This is a genomic window from Pseudomonas cucumis (assembly GCF_030687935.1).
Lineage (GTDB): Bacteria > Pseudomonadota > Gammaproteobacteria > Pseudomonadales > Pseudomonadaceae > Aquipseudomonas > Aquipseudomonas cucumis.
Map to the genome: position 1 here is coordinate 5,798,302 of NZ_CP117454.1, position 24,043 is coordinate 5,822,344.

The 24,043-nt window shown below is 60.2% G+C and carries 27 protein-coding genes; 17 read left to right on the forward strand and 10 right to left on the reverse strand.

Annotated features, from left to right (window positions below; genetic code table 11):
- The first annotated feature begins 77 nt into the window (after positions 1-77).
- Genes metX through PSH97_RS26385 form a run of 6 tightly spaced genes read left to right on the forward strand, consistent with a single transcriptional unit; the run spans position 78 to position 4,431 of the window.
- Complete coding sequence (gene metX, locus PSH97_RS26360; RefSeq protein WP_305447265.1) at positions 78-1,217, forward strand: homoserine O-succinyltransferase MetX; 1,140 nt, start codon at positions 78-80, stop codon at positions 1,215-1,217.
- 7 nt (positions 1,218-1,224) lie between these two features.
- A complete protein-coding gene (metW, locus tag PSH97_RS26365) occupies positions 1,225-1,845 on the forward strand; it encodes a methionine biosynthesis protein MetW (RefSeq protein WP_007939351.1) in 621 nt (206 codons plus the stop codon).
- Between the two features lie 26 nt (positions 1,846-1,871).
- Positions 1,872-2,306 carry a DUF4426 domain-containing protein gene (locus PSH97_RS26370; protein ID WP_305447266.1) on the forward strand — a complete coding sequence of 145 codons (435 nt, stop codon included), beginning with the start codon at positions 1,872-1,874 and terminating at the stop codon, positions 2,304-2,306.
- The gene (rdgB, locus tag PSH97_RS26375; RefSeq protein WP_305447267.1) at positions 2,303-2,899 is read left to right on the forward strand and encodes an RdgB/HAM1 family non-canonical purine NTP pyrophosphatase; all 597 of its coding nucleotides are present in this window, start codon (positions 2,303-2,305) and stop codon (positions 2,897-2,899) included. Before PSH97_RS26370 ends, rdgB begins: the two co-directional genes overlap by 4 nt.
- Positions 2,896-4,098, forward strand: coding sequence for a radical SAM family heme chaperone HemW (hemW, locus tag PSH97_RS26380; protein ID WP_305447268.1), 1,203 nt, complete (start codon positions 2,896-2,898; stop codon positions 4,096-4,098). The genes rdgB and hemW overlap by 4 nt, the downstream gene beginning before the upstream one ends.
- A 9-nt stretch (positions 4,099-4,107) precedes the next feature.
- Positions 4,108-4,431: a DUF3392 domain-containing protein gene (locus tag PSH97_RS26385; RefSeq protein WP_007897907.1), complete on the forward strand. Its 324-nt coding sequence runs from the start codon at positions 4,108-4,110 to the stop codon at positions 4,429-4,431.
- 132 nt (positions 4,432-4,563) lie between these two features.
- On the opposite strand, the gene trmB is transcribed toward PSH97_RS26385, so the two are convergent.
- The 4 genes from trmB to PSH97_RS26405 form a co-directional block, all read right to left on the reverse strand.
- Positions 4,564-5,289, reverse strand: a complete 726-nt coding sequence (gene trmB / locus PSH97_RS26390) for a tRNA (guanosine(46)-N7)-methyltransferase TrmB (RefSeq protein ID WP_305447269.1) — start codon at positions 5,287-5,289, stop codon at positions 4,564-4,566.
- 9 nt (positions 5,290-5,298) lie between these two features.
- Positions 5,299-6,093, reverse strand: coding sequence for a thiazole synthase (locus PSH97_RS26395; RefSeq protein ID WP_305447270.1), 795 nt, complete (start codon positions 6,091-6,093; stop codon positions 5,299-5,301).
- Between the two features lie 62 nt (positions 6,094-6,155).
- A complete protein-coding gene (thiS, locus tag PSH97_RS26400; RefSeq protein ID WP_007897898.1) occupies positions 6,156-6,356 on the reverse strand; it encodes a sulfur carrier protein ThiS in 201 nt (66 codons plus the stop codon).
- A 90-nt stretch (positions 6,357-6,446) separates the two neighbouring features.
- A complete protein-coding gene (locus PSH97_RS26405; protein ID WP_305447271.1) occupies positions 6,447-6,818 on the reverse strand; it encodes a DUF423 domain-containing protein in 372 nt (123 codons plus the stop codon).
- Between the two features lie 73 nt (positions 6,819-6,891).
- On the opposite strand from PSH97_RS26405, the gene mtgA reads away from it, so the two are divergent.
- Positions 6,892-7,614 (forward strand): monofunctional biosynthetic peptidoglycan transglycosylase, encoded by a 723-nt coding sequence (mtgA, locus tag PSH97_RS26410; protein ID WP_305447272.1) that lies wholly within the window; start codon positions 6,892-6,894, stop codon positions 7,612-7,614.
- Positions 7,615-7,708: 94 nt separating this feature from the next.
- On the opposite strand, the gene rpoH is transcribed toward mtgA, so the two are convergent.
- The 4 genes from rpoH to ftsY all read right to left on the reverse strand — a co-directional run bounded on the left by rpoH (position 7,709) and on the right by ftsY (position 11,881).
- On the reverse strand, positions 7,709-8,563 hold the full coding sequence (gene rpoH, locus PSH97_RS26415) for an RNA polymerase sigma factor RpoH (RefSeq protein WP_007897890.1): 855 nt from the start codon (positions 8,561-8,563) through the stop codon (positions 7,709-7,711).
- Between the two features lie 113 nt (positions 8,564-8,676).
- On the reverse strand, positions 8,677-9,702 hold the full coding sequence (gene ftsX / locus PSH97_RS26420) for a permease-like cell division protein FtsX (protein WP_305447273.1): 1,026 nt from the start codon (positions 9,700-9,702) through the stop codon (positions 8,677-8,679).
- The gene (ftsE, locus tag PSH97_RS26425) at positions 9,699-10,370 is read right to left on the reverse strand and encodes a cell division ATP-binding protein FtsE (protein ID WP_007897888.1); all 672 of its coding nucleotides are present in this window, start codon (positions 10,368-10,370) and stop codon (positions 9,699-9,701) included. The genes ftsX and ftsE overlap by 4 nt, the downstream gene beginning before the upstream one ends.
- Entirely contained in the window at positions 10,367-11,881 is a 1,515-nt protein-coding gene (ftsY, locus tag PSH97_RS26430) for a signal recognition particle-docking protein FtsY (protein WP_305447274.1), read from the reverse strand. The genes ftsE and ftsY overlap by 4 nt, the downstream gene beginning before the upstream one ends.
- A 343-nt stretch (positions 11,882-12,224) precedes the next feature.
- Here ftsY and PSH97_RS26435 point away from each other — a divergent pair, with 343 nt between their 5' ends.
- The 5 genes from PSH97_RS26435 to PSH97_RS26455 all read left to right on the forward strand — a co-directional run bounded on the left by PSH97_RS26435 (position 12,225) and on the right by PSH97_RS26455 (position 17,589).
- On the forward strand, positions 12,225-13,580 hold the full coding sequence (locus PSH97_RS26435; RefSeq protein ID WP_305447275.1) for a M16 family metallopeptidase: 1,356 nt from the start codon (positions 12,225-12,227) through the stop codon (positions 13,578-13,580).
- Positions 13,573-15,063, forward strand: coding sequence for a M16 family metallopeptidase (locus PSH97_RS26440; RefSeq protein WP_305447276.1), 1,491 nt, complete (start codon positions 13,573-13,575; stop codon positions 15,061-15,063). Before PSH97_RS26435 ends, PSH97_RS26440 begins: the two co-directional genes overlap by 8 nt.
- Positions 15,063-15,671, forward strand: a complete 609-nt coding sequence (gene rsmD / locus PSH97_RS26445) for a 16S rRNA (guanine(966)-N(2))-methyltransferase RsmD (RefSeq protein ID WP_305447277.1) — start codon at positions 15,063-15,065, stop codon at positions 15,669-15,671. The genes PSH97_RS26440 and rsmD overlap by 1 nt, the downstream gene beginning before the upstream one ends.
- Positions 15,672-15,744: 73 nt before the next feature.
- Entirely contained in the window at positions 15,745-16,755 is a 1,011-nt protein-coding gene (locus PSH97_RS26450) for a hydrolase (protein WP_305447278.1), read from the forward strand.
- A gap of 3 nt (positions 16,756-16,758) precedes the next feature.
- On the forward strand, positions 16,759-17,589 hold the full coding sequence (locus PSH97_RS26455) for an AraC family transcriptional regulator (RefSeq protein WP_305447279.1): 831 nt from the start codon (positions 16,759-16,761) through the stop codon (positions 17,587-17,589).
- A gap of 43 nt (positions 17,590-17,632) precedes the next feature.
- On the opposite strand, the gene PSH97_RS26460 is transcribed toward PSH97_RS26455, so the two are convergent.
- Both PSH97_RS26460 and PSH97_RS26465 read right to left on the reverse strand, forming a co-directional pair.
- Complete coding sequence (locus PSH97_RS26460) at positions 17,633-18,487, reverse strand: sulfurtransferase (RefSeq protein WP_305447280.1); 855 nt, start codon at positions 18,485-18,487, stop codon at positions 17,633-17,635.
- 58 nt (positions 18,488-18,545) lie between these two features.
- Complete coding sequence (locus tag PSH97_RS26465) at positions 18,546-19,217, reverse strand: TetR/AcrR family transcriptional regulator (RefSeq protein ID WP_305447281.1); 672 nt, start codon at positions 19,215-19,217, stop codon at positions 18,546-18,548.
- Positions 19,218-19,358: 141 nt separating this feature from the next.
- On the opposite strand from PSH97_RS26465, the gene PSH97_RS26470 reads away from it, so the two are divergent.
- The 5 genes from PSH97_RS26470 to PSH97_RS26490 all read left to right on the forward strand — a co-directional run bounded on the left by PSH97_RS26470 (position 19,359) and on the right by PSH97_RS26490 (position 24,012).
- Complete coding sequence (locus tag PSH97_RS26470) at positions 19,359-20,789, forward strand: coniferyl aldehyde dehydrogenase (RefSeq protein ID WP_305447282.1); 1,431 nt, start codon at positions 19,359-19,361, stop codon at positions 20,787-20,789.
- Positions 20,790-20,817: 28 nt separating this feature from the next.
- Positions 20,818-21,363 (forward strand): twin-arginine translocation pathway signal protein, encoded by a 546-nt coding sequence (locus PSH97_RS26475; RefSeq protein ID WP_305447283.1) that lies wholly within the window; start codon positions 20,818-20,820, stop codon positions 21,361-21,363.
- A gap of 58 nt (positions 21,364-21,421) precedes the next feature.
- A complete protein-coding gene (locus tag PSH97_RS26480) occupies positions 21,422-23,017 on the forward strand; it encodes a GMC family oxidoreductase (protein ID WP_305447284.1) in 1,596 nt (531 codons plus the stop codon).
- 115 nt (positions 23,018-23,132) lie between these two features.
- The gene (gene coaD, locus PSH97_RS26485; RefSeq protein WP_038980940.1) at positions 23,133-23,612 is read left to right on the forward strand and encodes a pantetheine-phosphate adenylyltransferase; all 480 of its coding nucleotides are present in this window, start codon (positions 23,133-23,135) and stop codon (positions 23,610-23,612) included.
- Between the two features lie 148 nt (positions 23,613-23,760).
- Positions 23,761-24,012, forward strand: a complete 252-nt coding sequence (locus PSH97_RS26490) for a YfhL family 4Fe-4S dicluster ferredoxin (RefSeq protein WP_003195146.1) — start codon at positions 23,761-23,763, stop codon at positions 24,010-24,012.
- The last annotated feature ends 31 nt before the right edge of the window (positions 24,013-24,043 follow it).

Sequence of the window (24,043 nt, forward strand, 5' to 3'; positions counted from 1 at the left end):
AACGATCATGGGTCGTCGCTTGCTGCTACGGGCAGCGGTCTTTAGACTTACGCCTCATTTCAATGAGAGCAGGGTCGATGCCAGCTGCCTTCCCCCCCGATTCTGTTGGTCTGGTGACGCCGCAAGTGGCGCACTTCAGTGACCCCCTGGCCCTGGCCTGCGGACGTTCGCTGCCCGCTTATGACCTGATCTACGAAACCTACGGCACGCTGAACGCTACGGCGAGCAATGCCGTGCTGATCTGCCACGCCTTGTCCGGTCACCATCACGCTGCCGGCTTCCACAGCCCCGACGACCGCAAACCCGGTTGGTGGGACAGCTGCATCGGCCCCGGCAAGCCGATCGACACCAACAAGTTTTTCGTGGTCAGCCTGAATAATCTCGGCGGCTGCAACGGCTCCACCGGCCCCAGCAGCATCAATCCGGAAACGGGCAAGCCATTCGGTGCCGACTTCCCGGTACTGACCGTGGAAGACTGGGTCCACAGCCAGGCACGTCTCGCCGACTTGCTCGGCATCCGCCAATGGGCGGCGGTGATCGGCGGCAGCCTCGGCGGCATGCAGGCCTTGCAGTGGACCATCACCTACCCGGACCGCGTGCGGCACTGCCTGGCCATCGCCTCGGCACCGAAACTGTCGGCGCAGAACATCGCGTTCAACGAAGTTGCACGCCAGGCGATCCTCACCGACCCGGAGTTCCACGGCGGCTCGTTCCAGGAAGCGGGTGTGATCCCCAAGCGCGGGCTGATGCTGGCGCGGATGGTCGGGCACATCACGTACCTGTCCGACGACTCCATGGGCGAGAAATTCGGTCGCGGCCTGAAGAGCGAAAAGCTCAACTACGACTTCCACAGCGTCGAGTTTCAGGTCGAAAGCTACCTGCGGTATCAGGGCGAAGAGTTTTCCGGACGTTTCGACGCCAACACCTACCTGCTGATGACCAAGGCGCTGGACTACTTCGACCCGGCAGCGAACTTCGACAATGATCTGGCGAAAACCTTCGCCAATGCCCAGGCCAGGTTCTGCGTGATGTCCTTCACCACCGACTGGCGCTTCTCCCCTGCCCGCTCGCGGGAACTGGTGGACGCGCTGATGGCGGCCAGGAAAGACGTGTGCTACCTGGAGATCGATGCTCCGCAAGGTCACGATGCCTTCCTGATTCCGATCCCACGGTACTTGCAGGCCTTCAGCAATTACATGAACCGAATAGCGCTTTGAGGAAGACATGAGAGCCGATCTGGAAATCATCCAGGAATGGATCCCCGCCGGCAGCCGCGTGCTCGATCTCGGTTGCGGTGACGGCGAGTTGCTGACCTGGCTGCGTGACCACAAACAGGTCACCGGCTATGGCCTGGAAAACGACCCGGACAACATTGCCGAGTGCGTGGCCAAGGGCATCAACGTCATCGAGCAGGACCTGGACAAGGGCTTGGGCAACTTCGCCAGCAACAGCTTCGACATCGTGGTCATGACCCAGGCCCTGCAAGCTGTGCACTACCCGGACAAGATCCTCGACGAAATGCTGCGGGTCGGTCGCCAATGCATCATCACCTTCCCCAACTTCGGTCACTGGCGTTGCCGCTGGTACCTGGCGAGCAAGGGCCGGATGCCTGTTTCGGAGTTTCTGCCGTACACCTGGTACAACACGCCGAACATCCACTTCTGCACTTTCGAAGACTTTGAAGCGCTGTGTCGCGAACGTGAAGCCAAGGTCATTGATCGGCTTGCCGTGGATCAACAGCATCGGCATGGGTGGGCCAGTAAGCTATGGCCTAATCTGTTAGGTGAGATCGGCATCTATCGCGTCAGCAGCCCCGGTCTGCCGGACCACAAGGTCGCGGTCTGAATCACGACACTTCGAGGAGAACGATCATGGGTCGTCTAGCGCTGTTTTTACTTACTGCCTGCCTGAGCATTACCACCATGGCCGCCGATGTCATCAAGGGCGAGCGCAAGGAAACCTTTGGCGATGTGACGGTGCACTACAACACCTTCAACTCCACCTTCCTGACGCCGGAGATCGCCAAAGCGGCCGAGCTGACCCGCAGCAAGAATCAGGGCGTGATCAACGTCTCGGTACTGAAGGAAGGTAAACCACAGACAGCTCAGGTCAGCGGCACGGTCAAAGACCTGACCAGCCAAAGCATCCCGCTGAAGTTCAAGCAGATCACTGAAACAGGCGCGGTGTACTACATCGCCCAGTTCCCGGTGGATCAGCAGGAAATCCGCACCTTTGACATCAAGGTGCAGACCGGCGACAAAACCAACACCATCAGTTTCCAACAAGAGCTTTTCCCCGGCCAATGATGAATTTCACGCAACTCGTACTGGCCAGCCATAACGCCGGCAAACTCAAGGAACTCCAGGCCATGCTCGGCGAATCGGTGCACTTGCGCTCGATCGGTGAGTTCAGCAGCGTCGAGCCTGAAGAAACCGGCCTGTCGTTCGTCGAGAACGCCATTCTCAAGGCCCGCAATGCCTCGCGCATTTCCGGTCTGCCAGCCTTGGCCGACGATTCGGGGCTGGCGGTGGATTTCCTCGGCGGGGCGCCGGGTATCTATTCGGCCCGCTACGCTGACGGTAAAGGCGATGCGGCGAACAACGCCAAACTGCTCGACGTCATGAAAGACGTGCCACAAGCCGAGCGCGGCGCGCAGTTCGTCTGCGTGTTGGCGCTGGTGCGTCATGCCGACGATCCGTTGCCGATCCTCTGCGAAGGCCTGTGGCATGGGCGCATCCTGACCCAGGCCAGTGGTGAACAGGGCTTTGGCTACGACCCGCTGTTCTGGGTGCCGGAACGCGAGTGCTCCAGTGCCGAGCTTAAGCCCAGCGACAAGAACCAGATCAGTCACCGCGCCCGTGCAATGGATCTACTGCGCCAGCGTCTGGGCTTGAAATGACCATTGAATCATCCGCGTCGCCGCTGATCTTCGGCGGCGCGCAATCGCCTCGGGCCGCTTTGCCTGTGCTGCCGCCCCTGGCGCTGTACATCCACATTCCGTGGTGTGTACGCAAATGCCCCTATTGCGACTTCAACTCCCACACCGCCAGCCCGGTGCTGCCGGAAGAAGAGTATGTCGACGCCTTGCTGGCCGACCTAGATCAGGATCTGCATGCGGTCTATGGCCGCGAGCTGAGTTCGATCTTCTTTGGTGGCGGCACGCCGAGCCTGTTCAGTGCTGAAGCGTTGGGCCGCTTGCTCAAGGGTGTCGAGCAACGTATTCCGTTTGCCAGCGACATCGAAATCACCCTGGAAGCCAACCCTGGAACGTTCGAGCAGGAGAAATTCCGCGCCTACCGGGCGCTGGGCATCAATCGCTTGTCGATCGGCATCCAGAGTTTTCAGGAAGAGAAACTCAAGGCCCTGGGGCGGATCCACAACGGTGATGAAGCCGTGCGTGCCGCCGGCATGGCCCGTCAGGCAGGTTTCGACAACTTCAACCTGGACCTGATGCATGGTTTGCCCGATCAGTCCCTGGACGACGCCCTGAACGACCTGCGCCAGGCCATTGCCCTGAAGCCGACGCACCTGTCCTGGTATCAGCTGACCCTGGAGCCGAACACGGTGTTCTGGAACCAGCCGCCGACGCTGCCGGAAGATGACGCCCTGTGGGACATTCAAGAGGCCGGCCAGGCGCTGTTGGCCGAGCACGGTTACGCACAATACGAAGTCTCGGCCTATGCCCGGCCCGGCCGTCCGGCGCGGCATAACCTCAATTACTGGAGTTTCGGCGACTTCATCGGCATCGGCGCCGGTGCCCACGGCAAGCTCAGCCATCCGGACGGGCGCATCGTACGCACCTGGAAGACTCGCCTGCCGAAGGATTACCTCAATCCGGCCAAAAGCTTCAAGGCTGGCGAGAAAGCGCTGACCAACGAAGAACTGCCGTTCGAGTTCCTGATGAACGCCTTGCGCCTGACCGAGGGCGTCGAAGCGCGGTTGTATACGGAGCGCACCGGGCTGCCCCTGGAAAGCCTCGCCGAAGGCCGTCGCGAGGCCGAACAAAGTGGCTTGTTGCAGGTCGAACCGTCACGTCTGGCGGCCACGCTGCGCGGACAACTCTTTCTCAATGACTTGCTGCAGAATTTTCTGACATAAGGAAACCGAATGGATCTGGTACTCGACCTGCTCGCCACCGTGTCCCGCTGGAGTCGTAGCAACCTGTCGGAAATCTCTCTGGCACTGGTGGGCTGTTTGCTGGTGCTGTTTGGCGCCGACATCAAAGGCTGGGTCGACCAACGCCTGGGCAGCATCGCCGGCGCCTTGCGCGTCCCGCTGATGGCCCTGCTGTGCATGGTCGGCAGCGGCGTGGCGCTGATCTATGCAACACCATGGATCATCAAAGGCCTGAGCCAGTTCAACAACTACAGCCTGGCGCCGGTGTTGTTGGTGGTGCTGGTGTTGATCGGCGTCGTCGCAGACCGCCGCTGAGTGCTGATGATCGTTCCCACGCTCTGCGTGGGAATGCAGCCAGGGACGCTCCGCGTCCTATTCAGAGCCGAACGCAGAGCGTCCGTTGAGGCATTCCCACGCGGAGCGTGGGAACGATCACAGCATTGTGGTTTAGGACTGTTTTTCGAACTTCAAATCCCACACGCCATGCCCAAGACGTTCGCCGCGGCGTTCGAACTTGGTGATCGGGCGTTCAGCCGGGCGTGGAACGCACTTGCCGTCTTCAGCCAGGTTGCGATAACCCGGCGCAACGTTCATCACTTCCAGCATGTACTCGGCATACGGTTCCCAGTCGGTGGCCATGTGCAGCACACCGCCGACCTTCAACTTGCTGCGCACCAGTTCAGCGAACGATGCCTGAACGATACGACGCTTGTGGTGACGACTCTTGTGCCACGGGTCCGGGAAAAACAGCATCAGGCGATCGAGGCTGTTGTCGGCAATGCAACGGTTGAGCACTTCGATCGCATCGCAATCGTAGACGCGCAGGTTGGTCAGGCCCTGAGTCAGCACGCCATTGAGCAACGCGCCAACACCCGGACGGTGCACCTCCACGCCGATGAAGTCCTGCTCCGGCGAGGCCGCGGCCATTTCCAGCAGCGAATGGCCCATGCCGAAACCGATTTCCAGCGAGCGCGGTGCCGAGCGACCGAACACCTGGTCGAAGTCCACCGGCGCATCGGCCAAAGGCAGTACGAACAGCGGCGTACCTTGGTCCAGGCCGCGCTGCTGGCCTTCGGTCATGCGCCCGGCGCGCATCACGAAACTCTTGATGCGGCGGTGTTGGCGCTCTTCGCCTTCTTCCGTCTGGATAGGCGTGTCGTTTGATTCAGTCATCAATGGCTCTTACTTGATCAGACCATCCAGCGGCGAGGAGGCGCTGGCATAGAGTTTTTTCGGCATGCGGCCGGCGAGGTAGGCCAAGCGACCTGCAACGATGGCGTGTTTCATGGCTTCAGCCATCATGATCGGCTGCTGGGCATGGGCGATGGCCGAGTTCATCAGCACCGCTTCACAGCCCAGCTCCATGGCGATGGTGGCGTCGGAGGCAGTACCGACACCGGCATCCACCAGCACCGGAATTTTCGCCTCTTCGAGGATGATCTGCAGGTTGTACGGGTTGCAGATCCCCAGGCCCGAGCCGATCAGACCAGCCAGCGGCATGACCGCGATACAGCCGATTTCCGCCAGTTGACGGGCAATGATCGGATCATCGCTGGTGTACACCATCACGTCGAAACCTTCCTTGACCAGCACTTCGGCGGCCTTGAGGGTTTCGATCACGTTGGGGAACAGGGTTTTCTGATCCGCCAGCACTTCCAGCTTCACCAGGTTGTGGCCGTCGAGCAGCTCACGGGCCAGGCGGCAGGTGCGCACAGCCTCGGTAGCGTCGAAGCAGCCGGCGGTGTTAGGCAGGAAGGTGTAGCGATCCGGTGACAGGACTTCGAGCAGGTTCGGTTCGCCCGGGTTCTGGCCGAGGTTGGTGCGGCGCACGGCGAAGGTGACGATCTCGGCACCCGAGGCTTCGATGGCCAGGCGGGTTTCTTCCATGTCACGGTACTTGCCGGTGCCTACCAGCAAACGCGACTGGTAAGTACGACCGGCCAAGACGAAGGGCTTGTCGCTACGAACGATGCTCATGGGAAATCCTCTGTAGGGGTGAGGTTCTTGCAGAATATTCTGTGGCCGCTCGGGCCTAGCGGCTAGCCGCCGCCGATGGCGTGTACCACTTCGACCGAATCGCCGTCGTTCAGCGTGGTTTCTGCGTGCTGGCTGCGCGGGACGATATCCAGATTGAGTTCGACCGCCACCCGGCGTCCAGTCAGTTCCAGACGGGTCAGCAGGGCCGCAACGGTTTCACCGTCGGGCAGTTCAAGGGATTCGCCGTTCAATTGAATGCGCATACCGAATGCCGCCATCATTTTTAGGGGCTGGCATTCTAGCCCGATCAGTCAGGCCGACCCAAGCCATTCGTCACGAAATGGACCGCGTGGTCAGCTCAACCGCCAAGCGGCAAGCCCCAGGCAAACCCAGCCGACCAGGAACGCCAGGCCACCGAAGGGCGTAACGATCCCGAGCTTGCTGATGCCCGTTATCGTCAGCAGGTACAGGCTGCCGGAAAACAACAGAATGCCAATAGCAAATGATGCGCCGGCCCAGGTAATCAGTCGACCGGGAATTTGCGTGGCGAGCAGCGCTACACCCAGCAACGCCAGGGTGTGCACCAGTTGATAGGTGACGCCCGTATGGAAAATCGCCAGGTAGTCGGCGCTCAAGCGGCTTTTCAGGCCATGGGCAGCGAATGCGCCCAAGGCAACACCGGTGAAGCCGAAAAAAGCAGCCAGCATCAGGAAGCCACGCAACATGAGAACTCCAGTCAGACTCGATCAACAGGGTCTGTATAATGGCCGGCTCAACGGGTTCGGCCAAGCCATCTCTATGCTGCAGTTAATTTTACGTCGCTTCACAAAGGTCCTGCTCTGGTTCGCGGGCGGCAGCGTATTGCTGGTGTTGCTGTTTCGGGTGGTGCCGCCACCGGGAACGGCGCTGATGGTCGAGCGCAAGATCGAATCCTGGTTCGACGGCGAACCCATCGACGTGCAACGCACCTGGAAACCTTGGGATGAAATCTCCGACGACCTGAAAGTCGCAGTGATTGCCGGTGAAGATCAGAAGTTTCCCGAGCATTGGGGCTTTGATATCGGCGCGATTCAGGCGGCGTTTGCGCATAACGAACGCGGCGGCTCAATTCGCGGCGCCAGCACCCTGAGCCAGCAAGTGTCGAAGAACCTGTTTCTGTGGTCTGGCCGCAGCTGGTTGCGCAAGGGCCTGGAGGCCTGGTTTACCGGGCTGATCGAGGTATTGTGGCCCAAGCAGCGAATTCTTGAGGTGTACCTCAACAGCGTCGAGTGGGATGAAGGCGTGTTTGGCGCCGAAGCGGCGGCCCGGCATCACTTTGGTGTGGGCGCTCGCTCGATATCCCGACAGCAGGCGAGTTTGCTGGCTGCGGTACTGCCGAACCCGCGGGTGTGGAGCGCCAGCCATCCAACCTCTTACGTTGCAAGACGGGCCGGGTGGATTCGCCAGCAGATGAGTCAGTTGGGCGGGGACAGTTATTTGCTCGGCCTCAACGATTCGCGCCGGGCGCCTTGGTCTCAGTAACTTGACGCAAATCCTGTAGGAGTTCGGTGTAAGCGGGCATAAACAAAAACGCCCCGATCAATGATCGGGGCGTTTTTTATTGCCGGAGCGCAGGTTATGCGGCGATCGACAACTTGAGCTTGTTCATCGCGCTCTTCTCGAGCTGACGAATACGCTCGGCCGACACGTTGTACTTCTGCGCCAGGTCGTGCAGCGTGGCTTTTTCTTCTGCCAGCCAGCGCTGGTAGAGGATATCGCGGCTGCGGTCGTCCAGCACTTCAAGCGCTTCGTGCAGGTTGTGGTTGGAGTTGTCGCTCCAGTCGGCGTCTTCCAGTTGACGGGCCGGATCGTACCGGTGGTCTTCCAGATAGTTGGCGGGCGACTGGAATGCACTGTCGTCGTCCGCTTCCGCGGCCGGGTCGAAAGCCATGTCATGGCCGGTCAGGCGACTTTCCATTTCGCGCACTTCCCGTGGCTCTACGCCCAGGCTTTCCGCCACGCGATGGACTTCCTCGTTGTTCAGCCAGGCCAGACGTTTCTTCTGGCTGCGCAGGTTGAAGAACAGCTTGCGCTGAGCCTTGGTGGTCGCGACTTTCACGATCCGCCAGTTGCGCAGGATGAACTCGTGGATTTCCGCCTTGATCCAGTGCACCGCAAAGGACACCAGGCGAACACCCATTTCCGGGTTGAAACGCTTGACCGCTTTCATCAGGCCGACGTTGCCTTCCTGGATCAGGTCAGCCTGGGCCAGGCCGTAGCCGGAATAGCTACGGGCAATGTGTACGACAAAACGCAGGTGGGCGAGCACCATCTGCCGAGCCGCCCCCAAATCCTGCTCATAATAGAGACTCTCGGCCAGTTCACGCTCCTGCTCCGGTGTCAGCAATGGAATGCTGTTCACCGTGTGCACATAGGCCTCCAGGTTCGCACCCGGGACCAGAGCATATGCAGGCTGCAAAGAATTGGTCATACGAAAAAACCTCCGACTTACATAACTCGTGCAGTTCAGCACTGCGAAAATTGACCGGAAACCAAAAGGCAAGTTCCCATAAACGCTGAAAGGTCAATACGAGCAAAATGATATTACTTTGGCGCAAGCTCCCGCAGGTGGCGTGCGACTGCAATCCATGCACCGATATACCCCAACAGCACCGCGCCAAGCAAGAGCGATAGACCGTCGGCAACTGGCACTCCGGCCAGCGCAAAATCACTGCCGTACAAACCGGCCAGTCCAACTACCGCGTCGTTCAGCCAGTTCAGGCCGAACGCCAATACACCCCAGGAAAGAATCCCCGCACCGAAGCCATAAAGCGCGCCCATATACAGAAAGGGCCTGCGCACATAGCTGTCAGTGCCGCCGACGAGTTTAATCACTTCTATCTCTGTGCGGCGGTTTTCAATATGAAGACGAATGGTATTGCCTATCACCAAAAGTAATGCAGAAACCAAAAGCACGGTCAGACCGAAGACAAAACGGTCGCCCAGCTTGAGGATGGCTGCCAGACGCTCGACCCAGACTAGATCAAGTTGCGCTTGTTGTACCTTCGGCAATTCGGAAAGTTTTTGTCTCAATGCTTCAAGCGCGGGTTTGTCGACCTCATTCGGGGTCACCAGGACCACGCCCGGCAGCGGGTTTTCCGGGAGTTCCTTGAGCGCTTCGCCCAGTCCGGACTGCTGCTGGAACTCTTCCAGTGCCTGATCGCGACCCACGTATTCGGCGTCGGCCACGCCGGGCATGCCCTTGATCTGCTCGCGCAACGACTCGCCTTGTTCAGGACCGGCATCGAGTTGCAGGTACAGGGAAATCTGCGCCGCACGCTGCCAGGAACCACCGAGGCGCTCGACGTTATTCAGCAAAAGTGACAGACCCATCGGCAAACTGAGGGCAACTGCCATCACCATGCAGGTGAAAAAGCTGCCGATGGGGTGTTTGCCCAAGCGGCGCAAGCTGTCCAGCAGACTCGCACGATGGCTTTCGACCCAGGCGCGGAACAGCGTAGAGAAATCCGGACCATCGTCATCGTCGCGCTTTTTCTTCTGCTGCGGTTGCGGATCGGCGGCCTTCGGGGCCACGCGCTCGGAAACCTTGGGGCTACGTGTTGCACTCATACGCCAGCCTCCCCGTCACCAATCAATCGGCCACGCTGCAGCGTGAGCATGCGATGACGCATGCGGGCAATCAATGCCAGGTCGTGACTGGCGATCAGCACACTGGTGCCCAGACGGTTGATGTCTTCGAACACGCCCATGATTTCTGCCGCCAGACGCGGGTCGAGGTTACCGGTGGGTTCGTCCGCCAGCAGCAAGGCTGGACGGTGAACGATGGCGCGGGCGATGCCGACGCGCTGTTGCTGGCCGGTGGACAGGTCGCCGGGGTAGAGATCGGTTTTGTCCGAGAGCGCCACGCGCTCCAGGGCCGAGTCCACGCGCTTGGCGACTTCGGCCTTGGACAGGCCAAGGATCTGCAACGGCAACGCGACGTTGTTGAACACCGTGCGATCGAACAGCAACTGGTGGTTCTGAAACACCACGCCGATTTGCCGGCGCAGGAACGGAATCTGCGCATTGCTGATGGTGCTCAGGTCTTGCCCTGCCAGCAGCAATTTGCCGGTGGTCGGACGCTCCATGGCCAGCAACAGCCGCAACAAGGTGCTTTTGCCAGCGCCGGAATGGCCGGTGACAAACAAGAATTCGCCCCGACGGACTCGAAAGCTCAGCTCATGCAAGCCGACGTGACCATTCGGGTAGCGTTTACCGACCTGTTCGAAACGAATCATGAACGCTCCCGCTCGGCAAACAATGCCTGGACAAAGGGTTCTGCTTCAAAAGTACGCAAATCGTCGATGCCTTCGCCGACGCCGATATAGCGAATCGGCAAGCCAAACTGCTTGGCCAGGGCGAAAATTACCCCGCCCTTGGCGGTGCCATCGAGTTTGGTCAGCGCCAGGCCGGTCAGTTCGACGGTCTGGTTGAATTGCTTGGCCTGGTTGATGGCGTTCTGGCCGGTACCGGCGTCGAGCACCAACAGCACCTCGTGCGGCGCATCGGCGTCGAGCTTGCCGATCACCCGGCGAACCTTTTTCAGTTCTTCCATCAGGTTGTCTTTGGTGTGCAGACGACCAGCGGTGTCGGCGATCAGCACGTCAATGCCACGGGCCTTGGCGGCCTGCACGGCATCGAAGATGACCGAAGCCGAGTCGGCGCCGGTGTGCTGGGCGATCACCGGAATCTTGTTGCGCTCACCCCAGACCTGCAGTTGCTCGACCGCGGCGGCGCGGAAAGTATCACCGGCGGCGAGCATGACTTTCTTGCCTTCCAGTTGCAGCTTCTTCGCCAGTTTGCCGATGGTGGTGGTCTTGCCGGCGCCGTTGACGCCCACCACCAGAATCACGAATGGCTTGTTCTGCGAGGTGATTTTCAGTGGCTGCTCGACCGGTTTGAGCATCGCCGCCAGCTCGGCTTGCAGGGATTTGTACAGCGCATCGGCATCGGCCAGCTCTTTGCGGGCGACTTTCTGAGTCAGGCTCTGAATGATCACCGACGTCGCTTCGACGCCGACATCGGCGGTCAGCAGACGGGTTTCGATGTCTTCGAGCAACTCGTCGTCGATGATTTTCTTGCCGAGGAACAGGCTGGCCATGCCCTCGCCAATGCTGGCACTGGTCTTGGACAAGCCTTGCTTGAGGCGGGCGAAGAAACCGGCCTTGGTCTCTTCGGTACGCACAGGCTCGACCGGAGTTTCGACGGGCGCAACAGGGGTGGCGACAACAGGAACGATGACCGGTGCAGGTGCTTGAACAATCGGAGCAACCGGCGCAGGAGCAACAAATACCGGCACTTCAGGCTCTGGAACAACCGGCGCAGGCTCGGCCACGAACACAGGTTCAACGACCGGCTGAACCAGTGGCGCCCGAACCGGTTCAGGAGTAAACGCGGTCGGGGCCGGAATCGGCGGCGTGATATGAGCTGCTTGCTCATCTTCGACCAACGCCACCGGCTCTTCCGCCACTGGCAACGTCAGCCACGGCTCGGCGGCTGGCGTCAGCGGCAGTGGGGCCATGACTTCGGTTTCAGGCGCAAGCTCGGCTGCGGGTTGCAGCACCGGCTCGGCGATCGGCAAGACAACCGGCGCTGGCGCTTGCTCTACAACCGGTGCAGGTGTTGGCTCAGAAAGTGGCTGTGGCTGTTCGACAACGGGTTCCTGCGGCTTTTTGCGCAGCCATCCGAACAGGCTTTTCTTCTCACCAGCCGCAGCTGGGTTCTTCTTGTCGTCGTTGGAACCAAACATGGAGGACGGCTATCTCACGGTAGCGACGCGCCAAAGGGCGCCTCGGCAATAAATAATTCGATGCAGAACAGACTGCGATTCATCCAGCTTGTTCACGCGCAACATTTTGTCGAGGTGCGAACGGCACCTCACAGAAACGACTTCACGAAGGACTGAAGCGGCAAAATCGGCGAAAAAGCAGAGTCTAGTCGATAAATCTCAGCCTTCTGCCGCAAACCCATACAACCTGATCAAACATCAAAGCTTGATAGGCGTGGCCGCCAGTAAAACGGATCAGTATCCTAGCACCCTCTCGCCCGCCGACGCTAAGACCAAGCGGGCAGCCCAACAGGTTTAAAAACGAATGAATGCTCTAGCCCGCCGCGCTGCAGGCCTGCTGTTCAGCACAGTTTGTCTGCCACTTTCAGCCCTGGCTGCCGATCCACAACCCACCCACGAATTCACCCTCGACAACGGCCTGAAGGTCGTCGTGCGCGAAGACCATCGTGCGCCGGTCGTCGTTTCCCAAGTCTGGTACAAGGTCGGCTCAAGCTACGAGACCCCGGGCCAGACCGGGCTGTCCCACGCGCTGGAACACATGATGTTCAAGGGCAGCGAGAAAGTCGGCCCCGGCGAAGCCTCGCTGATCTTGCGCGACCTCGGTGCCGAAGAGAACGCCTTCACCAGCGACGACTTCACCGCGTATTACCAGGTGCTGGCCCGCGACCGTCTGGGCGTGGCCTTCGAGCTGGAAGCGGACCGCATGGCCAATCTGCGCCTGCCGGCCGACGAGTTCACCCGCGAGATCGAGGTGATCAAGGAAGAACGTCGCCTGCGCACCGACGACAAGCCGATGTCCAAGGCCTACGAACGCTTCATGGCCATGGCCTACCCCGCCAGCGGTTATCACACGCCGACCATCGGCTGGATGGCGGACCTCGACCGCATGAAGGTCGAAGAACTACGCCACTGGTATCAATCCTGGTATGTGCCGAACAACGCCACCCTGGTGGTAGTCGGTGACGTGACCCCGGACGAAGTCAAAACCCTGGCCCAGCGTTACTTCGGCCCGATCGCCAAGCGCGACGTACCTCCAGCGAAAATCCCGCTGGAACTGGCCGAGCCCGGCGAACGGAAGATCACCCTGCATGTGCAGACCCAATTGCCGAGTCTGATGCTGGCCTTCAACGTGCCAAGCATCGCCACCGCTGAAGACAAGCGTTTGGTGAGCGCCCTGAGGTTGATCTCTGCCCTGCTCGACGGCGGCTACAGCGGCCGGATCCCGACGCAACTGGAACGCGGCGAAGAGCTGGTGTCCGGCGGCTCGTCGAGCTACGACGCCTACACCCGTGGCGACAGCCTGTTCACTTTGTCGGCCACGCCGAACACCCAGAAGAAGAAAACCATGGCCCAGGCGGAAGCCGGCCTGTGGAAACTGCTCGAACAGCTGAAAACCACCGCGCCGTCCACTGAAGAGCTGGAGCGGGTGCGGGCTCAGGTCATTGCCGGCCTGGTCTACGAGCGTGACTCGATCACCAGCCAGGCCACCGCCATCGGCCAACTGGAAACCGTCGGTTTGTCCTGGAAACTGATGGACACCGAACTCGCCGACCTGGAAAGCGTGACCCCGCAAGACATCCAGAAGGCCGCCAAGCTGTATTTCACCCGCGCACGTCTGAGCGTCGCCCATGTACTGCCACAGGAGACGACCCATGAGTAAGCGCAAAACATCGCGTCTGGCCCTGATCGGCCTGATCGCCGCCGCACTGATCGGGTCTGCCGCCTTCTATTTGTCAAAACCCGATGATTCCAACGCCAGCGAAGCTCTCGACAAGGCCAAGGCCAGCCAGAAACTGCAATCGCTGGCCGAACTCGACGGCAAGGCCCCAAGCCATCGCTCACTGAACGTGCAGACCTGGAACACCGCCGAAGGCGCCAAGGTGCTGTTCGTCGAAGCCCGTGAGCTGCCGATGTTCGACATGCGCCTGATCTTCGCCGCCGGCAGCAGCCAGGACGGCGATGCACCCGGCCTGGCCCTGCTGACCAACGCCATGCTCAACGAAGGTGTGGCTGGCAAAGACGTCGGCGCTATCGCCCAGGGCTTCGAAGGCCTGGGGGCCGATTTCGGTAACGGCGCCTATAAAGACATGGCGATTGCGTCGCTGCGTAGCCTCAGTGCCGCGGACAAACGCGAGCCTGCCTTGAAGCTGTTTGCTGAAGTCGTCGGCAAACCGACCTTCCCCGCCGACTCGTTTGCCCGCATCAAGAACCAGATGCTGGCCGGCTTCGAATATCAGAAACAGAACCCCGGCAAACTCGCCAGCCTGGAGCTGATGAACCGCTTGTATGGCAATCACCCGTACGCGCATTCCAGCGATGGCACGGCGAAAAGCATTCCACCGATCACCCTGGCGCAGTTGCGGGCCTTTCATCAGAAAGCCTACGCCGCCGGCAACGTGGTAATTGCACTGGTGGGCGATCTGTCCCGCGCCGAGGCCGAGGCGGTTGCCGCACAAGTGTCCGCCGATCTGCCCAAAGGGCCGGCCCTGGCGAAAATCGAACAACCGACCGACCCCAAGTCCAGCATCGGCCACATCGAGTTTCCGTCCAAGCAAACCAACCTGATGATCGCGCAACTGGGCATCGACCGTGACGATCCGGATTACGCGGCGTTGTCGCTGGGCAATCAGATCCTTGGTGGCGGTGGCTTCGGCACCCGCTTGATGAGCGAAGTGCGCGAAAAACGCGGCCTGGCCTATGGCGTGTATTCGGGCTTCACCCCGATGCAGGCTCGTGGTCCGTTCATGATCAACCTGCAAACCCGCGCAGAGATGAGCGAAGGCACGCTGAAGCTGGTGCAGGACGTGCTCGCCGACTACCTTAAAACCGGCCCTACCCAGAAAGAACTCGACGATGCCAAGCGTGAACTGGCCGGCAGCTTCCCGCTGTCCACCGCCAGCAACGCCGATATCGTCGGGCAGCTCGGCGCCATGGGTTTTTACAACTTGCCGCTGACTTACCTGGAAGACTTCATGCAGCAGTCCCAGAGCCTGACCGTCGAGCAAGTCAAAGCCGCATTGAACAAACACCTGAGCACGGACAAACTGGTCATCGTCAGCGCTGGCCCGACCGTGCCACAAAAGCCGTTGCCGGCCCCTTCTGACAAACCTGCCGAGCAACCGCTCGGGGTTCCGGAGCATTAATGGCCAGACCAAAAAAACCTGTTCACAACGTGCATAACGGTGTGAATCAACTGCGCATCATCGGCGGTGAATGGGGCAGCCGAAAGCTGAGCTTCCCCGATGCACCAGGCTTGCGCCCAACGCCGGACCGAGTGCGTGAAACCCTGTTCAACTGGCTCGCGCCTTATGTCGCCGGGGCCAAGGTGCTCGACCCATTTGCCGGTAGCGGCGCGTTGTTTCTCGAGGCTTTGTCCCGTGGCGCAGCAATGGGTCAGGCGCTGGACGCCAGCAATATCGCGGTGGCGAGCATCAAGGAACATCTGGGTACCCTGCGCTGCACCACCGGCCAGGTACAGACTGCCGACGCCTTGCGCTATCTGGAAACCCAACCCGCCACGGCGTTCGATCTGGTGTTTCTCGACCCGCCGTTCAATCAGAATCTGTTGCCTGCCGTTTGCACTTTGCTCGAAGAGCGTCAGTGGCTGAGTAACGATGCGTGGGTCTACACTGAAAGCGAAACGGCACCGTCGATATTGGGTTTGCCAGAAAATTGGCGCCTGCATCGGGAGCAAAAATCGGGACGGGTGTACTACGCGTTGTGGCAACGTATGGCAGGGATCGCCGGTTAATCCGGCCTGTAAAAACGGTGCGAAGCTCAGTCAGTTAACGCTGCGGGTAAGCACCGCTGCATCGAGAGCAATCGTGTCCCATTTGCCAGAACGTTTCACCCCCCATTTCACCCCCGCCTACGGCCTGGGCAATCCTCATTTACAAACCTTGTGGGGACCGCTATGGCGCAAAACCACGCACCTGGACCGCGAACGTGAACGCTTATGGCTCGAAGACGGCGACTTCCTTGACCTGGACTGGCACGGCCCCCACAGCGCGAATGCGCCGTTGGTGCTGGTGTTGCATGGCCTGACTGGCTCATCGAATTCGCCTTACGTGGCCGGCATGCAGAAAGCGCTGGGCGCCCAGGGTTGGGCCAGCGTCGCGCTTAACTGGCGAGGCTGTTCCGGCGAACCCAATCTGTTGCCACGCAGTTACCATTCCGGGGCCAGTGAAGACCTGGCCGAAACCATCAAACACCTGCGCACCCAGCGCCCTCTCGCACCGCTGTATGCGGTCGGTTATTCCATGGGCGGTAACGTATTGCTCAAGCATCTGGGCGAAACCGGCAGCAACAGCGGCGTACTCGGCGCGGTGGCGGTGTCGGTGCCGTTTCGGCTTGATCAGTGTGCCGATCGTATCAGCCAGGGTTTTTCCAAGTTCTATCAGGCTCATTTCATGCGCGAGATGGTCGCTTACATCAAGAACAAGCAGCGCAGGTTCCAGCATGAAGGGCATCAGGATGGCCTGGCGGCATTGGCGGCGTTGGGCTCGCTGGAGAACATGCGCACCTTCTGGGAGTTCGATGGCCGGGTCACCGCGCCGCTGAATGGCTTCGCCGATGCCGCGGATTATTATCGCCGCGCTTCGAGTCGTTATTTCCTTGGAGAGATTCGCACACCGACCCTGATTATTCAGGCGGCCGATGACCCGTTTGTCTTTCCTCACAGCCTGCCGCAAGCCGACGAATTGTCTGCCTGCACGCAATTCGAGTTGCAGGCCAAGGGTGGGCATGTCGGCTTCGTCGAGGGCTCGTTCCGGCAACCGGGTTACTACCTGGAACGGCGCATTCCCCAATGGCTCGCCACCACAGGGCGCAAGTAACCCATGGGTTTGGATCAGGGCGAGTCGATCCACTTCTGGCAAACGGCGCCGTTGGCCGGGGTCGAGTTGTTGTCCGCACGCTACATCGAACAGCGCTTCGCCCCCCACGTGCATGACGGCTATGTGGTCGGCATGATCATGGCCGGCGCCCAGCGTTATCGCTATCGAGGCGCCGAGCATCTGGCGGGCAGCGGCACGCTGGTGCTGATCAATCCCGATGAACTGCACACCGGTCACAAAGGGACGGAAGACGGTTGGTTGTACCGGGCGTTTTATCCCGACAGTGGGCAGATTCTTTCACTGCTGGACGAACTCGAACTGCCCACCGATACCTTGCCGGCGTTTGGTGCCACGTTGTACCGCGATCCGGATCTGGTGAAGGGATTCTGCCAACTGCATTGTTTACTGGAGAGTCCGTCCACGGCGCTGCAGCAGCAAACGGTCTGGCGGGAAATGATGCTGACGCTGTTGCAACGTCACGCAGCTGTTCCGATCGCCAACAAACCTGGCAAGGAACACCGGGCGGTAACCCTGGCCAAGGAACTGCTGCAATCCCGATTGGCGGCGCCGCCCTCGCTGGAGGAACTGGCGACGACGGTGAACCTGTCGCCCTTCCACTTCGCCCGGGTATTCCGCAAAGCTACCGGCATGCCGCCACACACCTGGTTGATGCAGCAACGTATTGCCCGGGCACGGGCGCTGTTACAGCGAGGCTGCCTGCCGCTGGAAGTCGCAACGCAGCTGGGTTTTGCCGACCAGAGCCATCTGAGTCGGCAATTCAAGCAGGTTTACGGCGTAGGACCGGGGGCGTATCGCAGTGCGCGACAACTGTGAATCAAGAGCACCTTATTAACCATGCTCCCACATTGGTTTGCGTTTACTCGCCCTTGGCGACGCCTCGCGCAGGATCATTGATCCACTCGCTCCACGACCCGGCATACAACGCTCCCAACGGATAACCCGCCAGGCACAGGGCGAACAGGTTGTGGCAGGCGGTCACACCGGAACCGCAATACGCAACCAACTCCGTGGGTGAACGATCACCGAGCTTGGCGGCAAACCGCTGCTTGAGCTGTTCGGCCGGCAGGAACCGCCCGTCGCTGCCCAGGTTATCGGTGAACGCGGCACATTGTGCGCCGGGGATGTGCCCGGCAATCGGATCGATCGGCTCTACTTCGCCCTTGAAGCGCGGCAAGCCGCGGGCATCGAGCAAGGTCAGCGCGGGCTGGCCGAGGCGTTGCTGGAGTTGTTCGGCGCTGAGCACCAACGAAGCATCCGGCGTCCCGGTGAAGGTGCCACGGGTGATCGACGGCGCATCAAGACTCAGGGGCAATCCGGCGGCGTGCCAGGCTTTCAGCCCGCCATCGAGGATAAACACACCATCGCGCTTGCCCAGCCACGCGAGCAACCACCAGGCGCGCGCGGCATAAGCGCCGGGACCGTCATCGTACAAAACCACTTCGCTGTCGGCGTTGATGCCCCAGGCTTGAAAACGTTCGATCAAGTCGGCGGGTTCAGGCAATGGATGACGCCCGGTAACCCCCTTGACCACTCTACCGCTCAAATCACGCTCCAGATCGGCAAAGCTCGATCCGGCAATATGCCCTTCGGCGTAGCTGCGTTGACCGTAATCAGGGTCTTCGAGGGCAAAACGACAATCCAGAATCACCAGCCCCGGCGTTTCCTTTTTCAGGTCCAACGCTTGCGGGCTGATCAGTTGCGCAATGGGCATAACGGGCTCCTGTGATTTTGTTTGTCTGGAATCCTACTGCACTCTTTATTCCACTTCTCTATCCCACTTCTTCCAGCGCCTGGGCCAGCGGCACATAAAACTCTTCGAACAGCGCATTCACTGCGTCGCGAGCTTGGTCAGTGACGAACCCGGCCTCCAGCACCAGCACCTGATACACGCCTCGTTTAATGGCCTGTTCGCTCAGATGGTTGGAGTTTTCCCGCGTGGTGCACAGAAAGCGCACCCACGAGGTGAGGATGATCCAGGCATTAAGGGTCAGGGATTCGATCTGAACCTTGTCCATGCACAGAATGCCGGCCTCGACGAAGCCCGCGTAGATGTGTGTGCCCTGGATCAGGCAGCGCTGGGAAAAGCGCCGGTAACGGGCGGCCAGCTCGGGATCGCTGTCGAGCAAATGCTCGAGATCGCGATGCAGGAAGCGGTATTGCCACATGGCGGCGAGCAATTCCTTGAGGTAGAAGCGCTTGTCTTCGACCGTCGCGGCGCGCCCCTGGGGCGGGCGCAGAAAGCTGTCCACCAGGTTTTCGTACTCACTGAACAACACGGCGATGATCGCCTGCTTGTTGGGGAAGTGGTAGTACAGGTTGCCCGGGGAAATCTCCATATGGGCAGCAATGTGGTTGGTACTGATACTGCGCTCGCCCTGTTGATTGAACAGCTCCAGGCTGTTCTGCACGATGCGCTCGCTGGTTTTGATCCGAGGGGCCATGGCTTGAGCTTTAATTGTGCGATGAGGGCATCTTACGACCTATCCGCCCGTGGTTAAAACAAAGCCGTACCAAAGTGCCATTTGACTTTCTAGAGCATAGACTCTAAAAAGTTCCTCATTCCAATAAATCCGGTGCCGAGCATGCCTGCTGACATTGCCTACCTGAACAACCTGCAGCAGCCTCTGGACGAACTCCAAACCCTGTTCGACGCTCAGCGCGCAGCGTATGCAGCCAACCCGATGCCACCCGCCGCTCAGCGCCAACAATGGCTAAAAGCGTTGCGGGACCTGCTGAGCAAAGAGCGCCAGGCCCTGATCGACGCCATCAGCCAGGACTTCAGCCACCGCAGCGCCGATGAAACCCTGCTCGCCGAATTGATGCCCAGCTTGCACGGTATTCACTACGCCAGCCGGCACCTCAAAAACTGGATGAAAACCTCACGACGCAAAGTCGGTCTCGCCTTTCAACCAGCGTCGGCCAAAGTGGTTTATCAACCGTTGGGCGTGGTCGGAGTGATCGTGCCGTGGAACTACCCCCTTTACCTGGCCATCGGGCCGCTGGCAGGTGCGTTGTCGGCGGGCAACCGGGTGATGCTCAAACTCAGCGAATCGACCCCCACCACCGGTTTGCTGCTCAAGGAACTGCTGGGCCGGGTTTTTCCCCAGGACTTGGTCTGCGTGGTGCTGGGCGAGGCCGATATCGGCGTGGCGTTCTCGCGGCTACGTTTCGATCACTTGCTGTTCACCGGCGCCACCAGCATCGGCAAACACGTGATGCGTGCGGCGGCCGAGAATCTGACGCCGGTGACCCTCGAACTGGGCGGCAAGTCCCCGGCCATCGTTTCCCGCGATGTCCCGCTCAAGGACGCCGCCGAACGCATCGCTTTCGGCAAGACCCTCAATGCCGGGCAAACCTGTGTCGCCCCCGACTACGTTCTGGTGCCGGAAGACCGCGTCGGCTCTTTCGTCGAAGCCTATCGTCAGGCGGTTCGCGGGTTTTATCCGACACTGGCCGACAACCCGGACTACACCGCCATCATCAACGACCGACAGTTGGCGCGCCTCAACGGCTACCTCAGCGACGCCACCAGCAAGGGCGCGCTGCTGATTCCGCTGTTCGATCAGGGTCAGGGCCGACGCATGGGTCATAGCCTGCTGCTCAACGTCAGCGACGACATGACGGTGATGCAGGACGAAATCTTCGGCCCGTTGCTGCCGATCGTGCCATACAAGGATCTCGACGAAGCGTTTGCCTACATCAACCAACGCCCTCGCCCGCTGGCGCTGTATTACTTCGGCTACGACAAGGGCGAGCAAAACCGCGTCCTCCACGAAACCCATTCCGGCGGCGTTTGCCTCAATGACACCTTGCTGCACGTTGCTCAGGACGACATGCCGTTCGGCGGTATCGGTGCCTCGGGCATGGGCCATTACCACGGCCACGAAGGTTTCCTGACCTTCAGCAAGGCCAAGGGCGTGCTGATCAAACAGCGTTTCAATGCGGCGAAGCTGATCTATCCGCCGTACGGCAAATCCGTTCAGAAACTGATCCAGAAACTGTTTATCCGCTAACGATCATCACCGCCGGGTAATAACAATAATGAACCCAAGCCTGTCCGACACACCCGCGCTGTCACGGCGCGGCCTGCTTAAATTCAGCCTCGGCGCCAGCGCTTTTCTGGCCACGGCTGGATTAGGCGCGAGCCTCAGCGGCTGCTCATCGAGCAACCCGGCCAGCGGTTTCGCGATTCTTCGCAGCAGTGACCTGCTGTTTCTGCGGGCAGTGATTCCGGTAATGCTCGACGGCGCCGTGGCCATGGAAAAAATGCCGGCCGCTGTCACCGAGACTTTGCACAGCCTGGATAGCGGCCTGAATCACCTGTCGCCGGAAATGCTCAAACTGACCCGACAATTGTTCGATGTGTTGGGGATGAGCATCACCCGCGGCCCACTGACCGGAATTTGGGGCAGCTGGGAAAACGCCAGCAGCGAACAGATCCGGCACTTTCTCGACCGCTGGGAAAACAGCTCGCTGAGCTTGCTGCGCATGGGCCATAGCTCGTTACTGCAAATGGTGATGATGGCGTGGTACAGCCGGGCGGAGTCGTGGGCGCATTGCGGGTACCCCGGGCCGCCCACCGTTTGAAATCGCGATAGCGTCTGCCGCCTCACCACCCAATCCAAAATAATAAGAGAACCCAAACATGCCCGTACCCGATCCGTTCCGCGAAGGCCTGGCCCGTGGCTGGAAAACCCACAACGGCGCCCGACTGACCCAAGACCTGACCCTCGAAGCGGACGTGGCGATCATCGGCAGCGGTGCCGGCGGCGGGACCACCGCCGAAATCCTCAGCGCCGCCGGCTACAAGGTATTGCTGATCGAAGAAGGCCCGCTCAAGACCAGCAGCGACTTCAAGATGCTCGAAGACCAGGCCTACACCAGCCTCTATCAGGAAGGCATCGGGCGCATGAGCAAGGATGGCGCGATCACCATCCTCCAGGGTCGGGCAGTGGGCGGCACCACGCTGATCAACTGGACGTCAAGCTTTCGCACCCCGGACCCGACGCTGGAACACTGGGCCAAAGAGCACGACGTCATAGGCCACACACCGGCCGAAATGGCGCCCTGGTTCGAGAAAATGGAACAACGCCTGGGTGTCGCCCCATGGATGGTGCCGCCTAATGCCAACAATGACGTCATCCGCAAAGGTTGCGAAAAACTCGGCTACGCCTGGCATGTGATCCCGCGCAACGTGCGCGGCTGCTGGAACATCGGCTACTGCGGCATGGGTTGCCCGACCAACGCCAAGCAATCGATGCTGGTCACGACCATCCCGGCAACCCTGGAAAAAGGTGGCGAGCTGCTCTATCTGGCCCGCGCCGAAAAGCTGTCGATCAAGGACGGCAAGGTTACGGACCTGCACTGTGTGGCGATGGATGAGCGTTGCGTTGCGCCCACCGGACGCACAATTACGGTCAAGGCGCGGCATTACGTGTTGGCCGGCGGCGGGATCAACAGCCCGGCGCTGCTATTGCGCTCCGAGGCACCGGATCCTCACGAACGACTGGGTAAACGGACATTCCTGCACCTGGTAAATATGTCCGCCGGGCTGTTTGATGAGGTGATCAACCCGTTCTACGGCGCGCCGCAGTCGATCTATTCCGACCATTTCCAGTGGCGGGATGGCACCACTGGCAAGATGTCCTACAAGCTGGAAGTCCCACCGCTGCACCCCGCGCTGGCCAGCACCCTGCTCGGCGGCTTCGGCACGGAAAACGCCCGGCATATGGAAAACCTGCCGCACACCCACGCCATGCTGGCGTTGCTGCGGGACGGTTTTCACCCGGACAGCCCTGGCGGCAGCGTTGAATTGCGCGGTGATGGCACGCCAGTGCTCGACTATCAGGTTTCACCCTACGCCTGGGACGGGTTGCGCCGGGCATTCCACAGCATGGCCGAGATCCAGTTCGCCGGGGGCGCCAACGCCGTGATGCCGATGCACGCCGACGCTCGTTACGTGAAAAACCTCACCGAAGCGCGCGCATTGATCGACGATTTGAGCCTTGAGTTGTATCGCACGCGTCTGGGCAGTGCCCATGTGATGGGCGGTTGTGCCATGGGTGAAGACCCGAAAAGCGCGGTGACCGACAGCCTCGGTCGACATCACCAGTTGCGCAATCTGTCGATTCACGACGGCTCGCTTTTCCCCACCAGCATTGGCGCAAACCCACAATTGTCGGTCTACGGACTGACGGCGCAATTGGCCACTTCGCTGACCGAACGTTTGAAAAACCCATGAAAACGCGGAATATTCCCATCGTCTATAGTGCTTTCTTACCCAACAGGCGACTTGGCCGACCGGGAAGGCTGCGATACCATCCGACTCCCCAACGGACTCCCGCCAGGACGACGCGATGAACCGAGTGTTGTACCCAGGTACCTTCGACCCTATTACCAAGGGCCATGGCGATCTGGTCGAACGCGCCTCGCGCCTGTTCGATCATGTGATCATCGCCGTCGCCGCCAGCCCGAAAAAAAACCCGCTGTTTCCCCTGGAACAACGTGTGGAGCTGGCCCGCGAGGTCACCAAACATTTGCCGAACGTTGAAGTCGTCGGCTTCTCGACGTTGCTCGCGCATTTCGCCAAAGAGAAGAACGCCAACATATTCCTGCGTGGTTTGCGCGCGGTGTCGGACTTCGAATACGAATTCCAGCTGGCTAACATGAACCGCCAACTGGCACCGGATGTGGAAAGCCTGTTTCTCACACCGTCCGAGCGTTATTCGTTCATTTCCTCGACGCTGGTGCGTGAAATCGCGGCCTTGGGCGGCGATATCACCAAGTTCGTCCACCCGGCGGTGGCCGACGCCCTTACCCTACGCTTTAAAAAGTAGGAGCTGCCGAAGGCTGCGATCTTTTACGGCTACCGCAATCTTCGATCGCTGCACTTGATCGCGCCCGCGTGCACTGCGGGCGCCAATGCGGCACAATTGTGCGCATTGATTTATTGCGCCCGGGCCTGCCGCCCCGGCTGGAGTTAGCATGTCCCTGATCATCACCGACGATTGCATCAACTGCGACGTCTGCGAACCTGAGTGCCCGAATGCCGCCATCTCCCAGGGCGAAGAGATCTACGTGATCGACCCGAACCTGTGCACACAATGTGTCGGCCACTACGACGAACCGCAGTGCCAGCAGGTCTGCCCGGTGGATTGCATTCCGCTGGACGAGGCTCATCCGGAGACTGAAGAACAGTTGATGGAGAAATATCGCAAGATTACCGGTAAGGCTTGATTCATTTGGCGCCTGTCAGGGCGCCTTCACG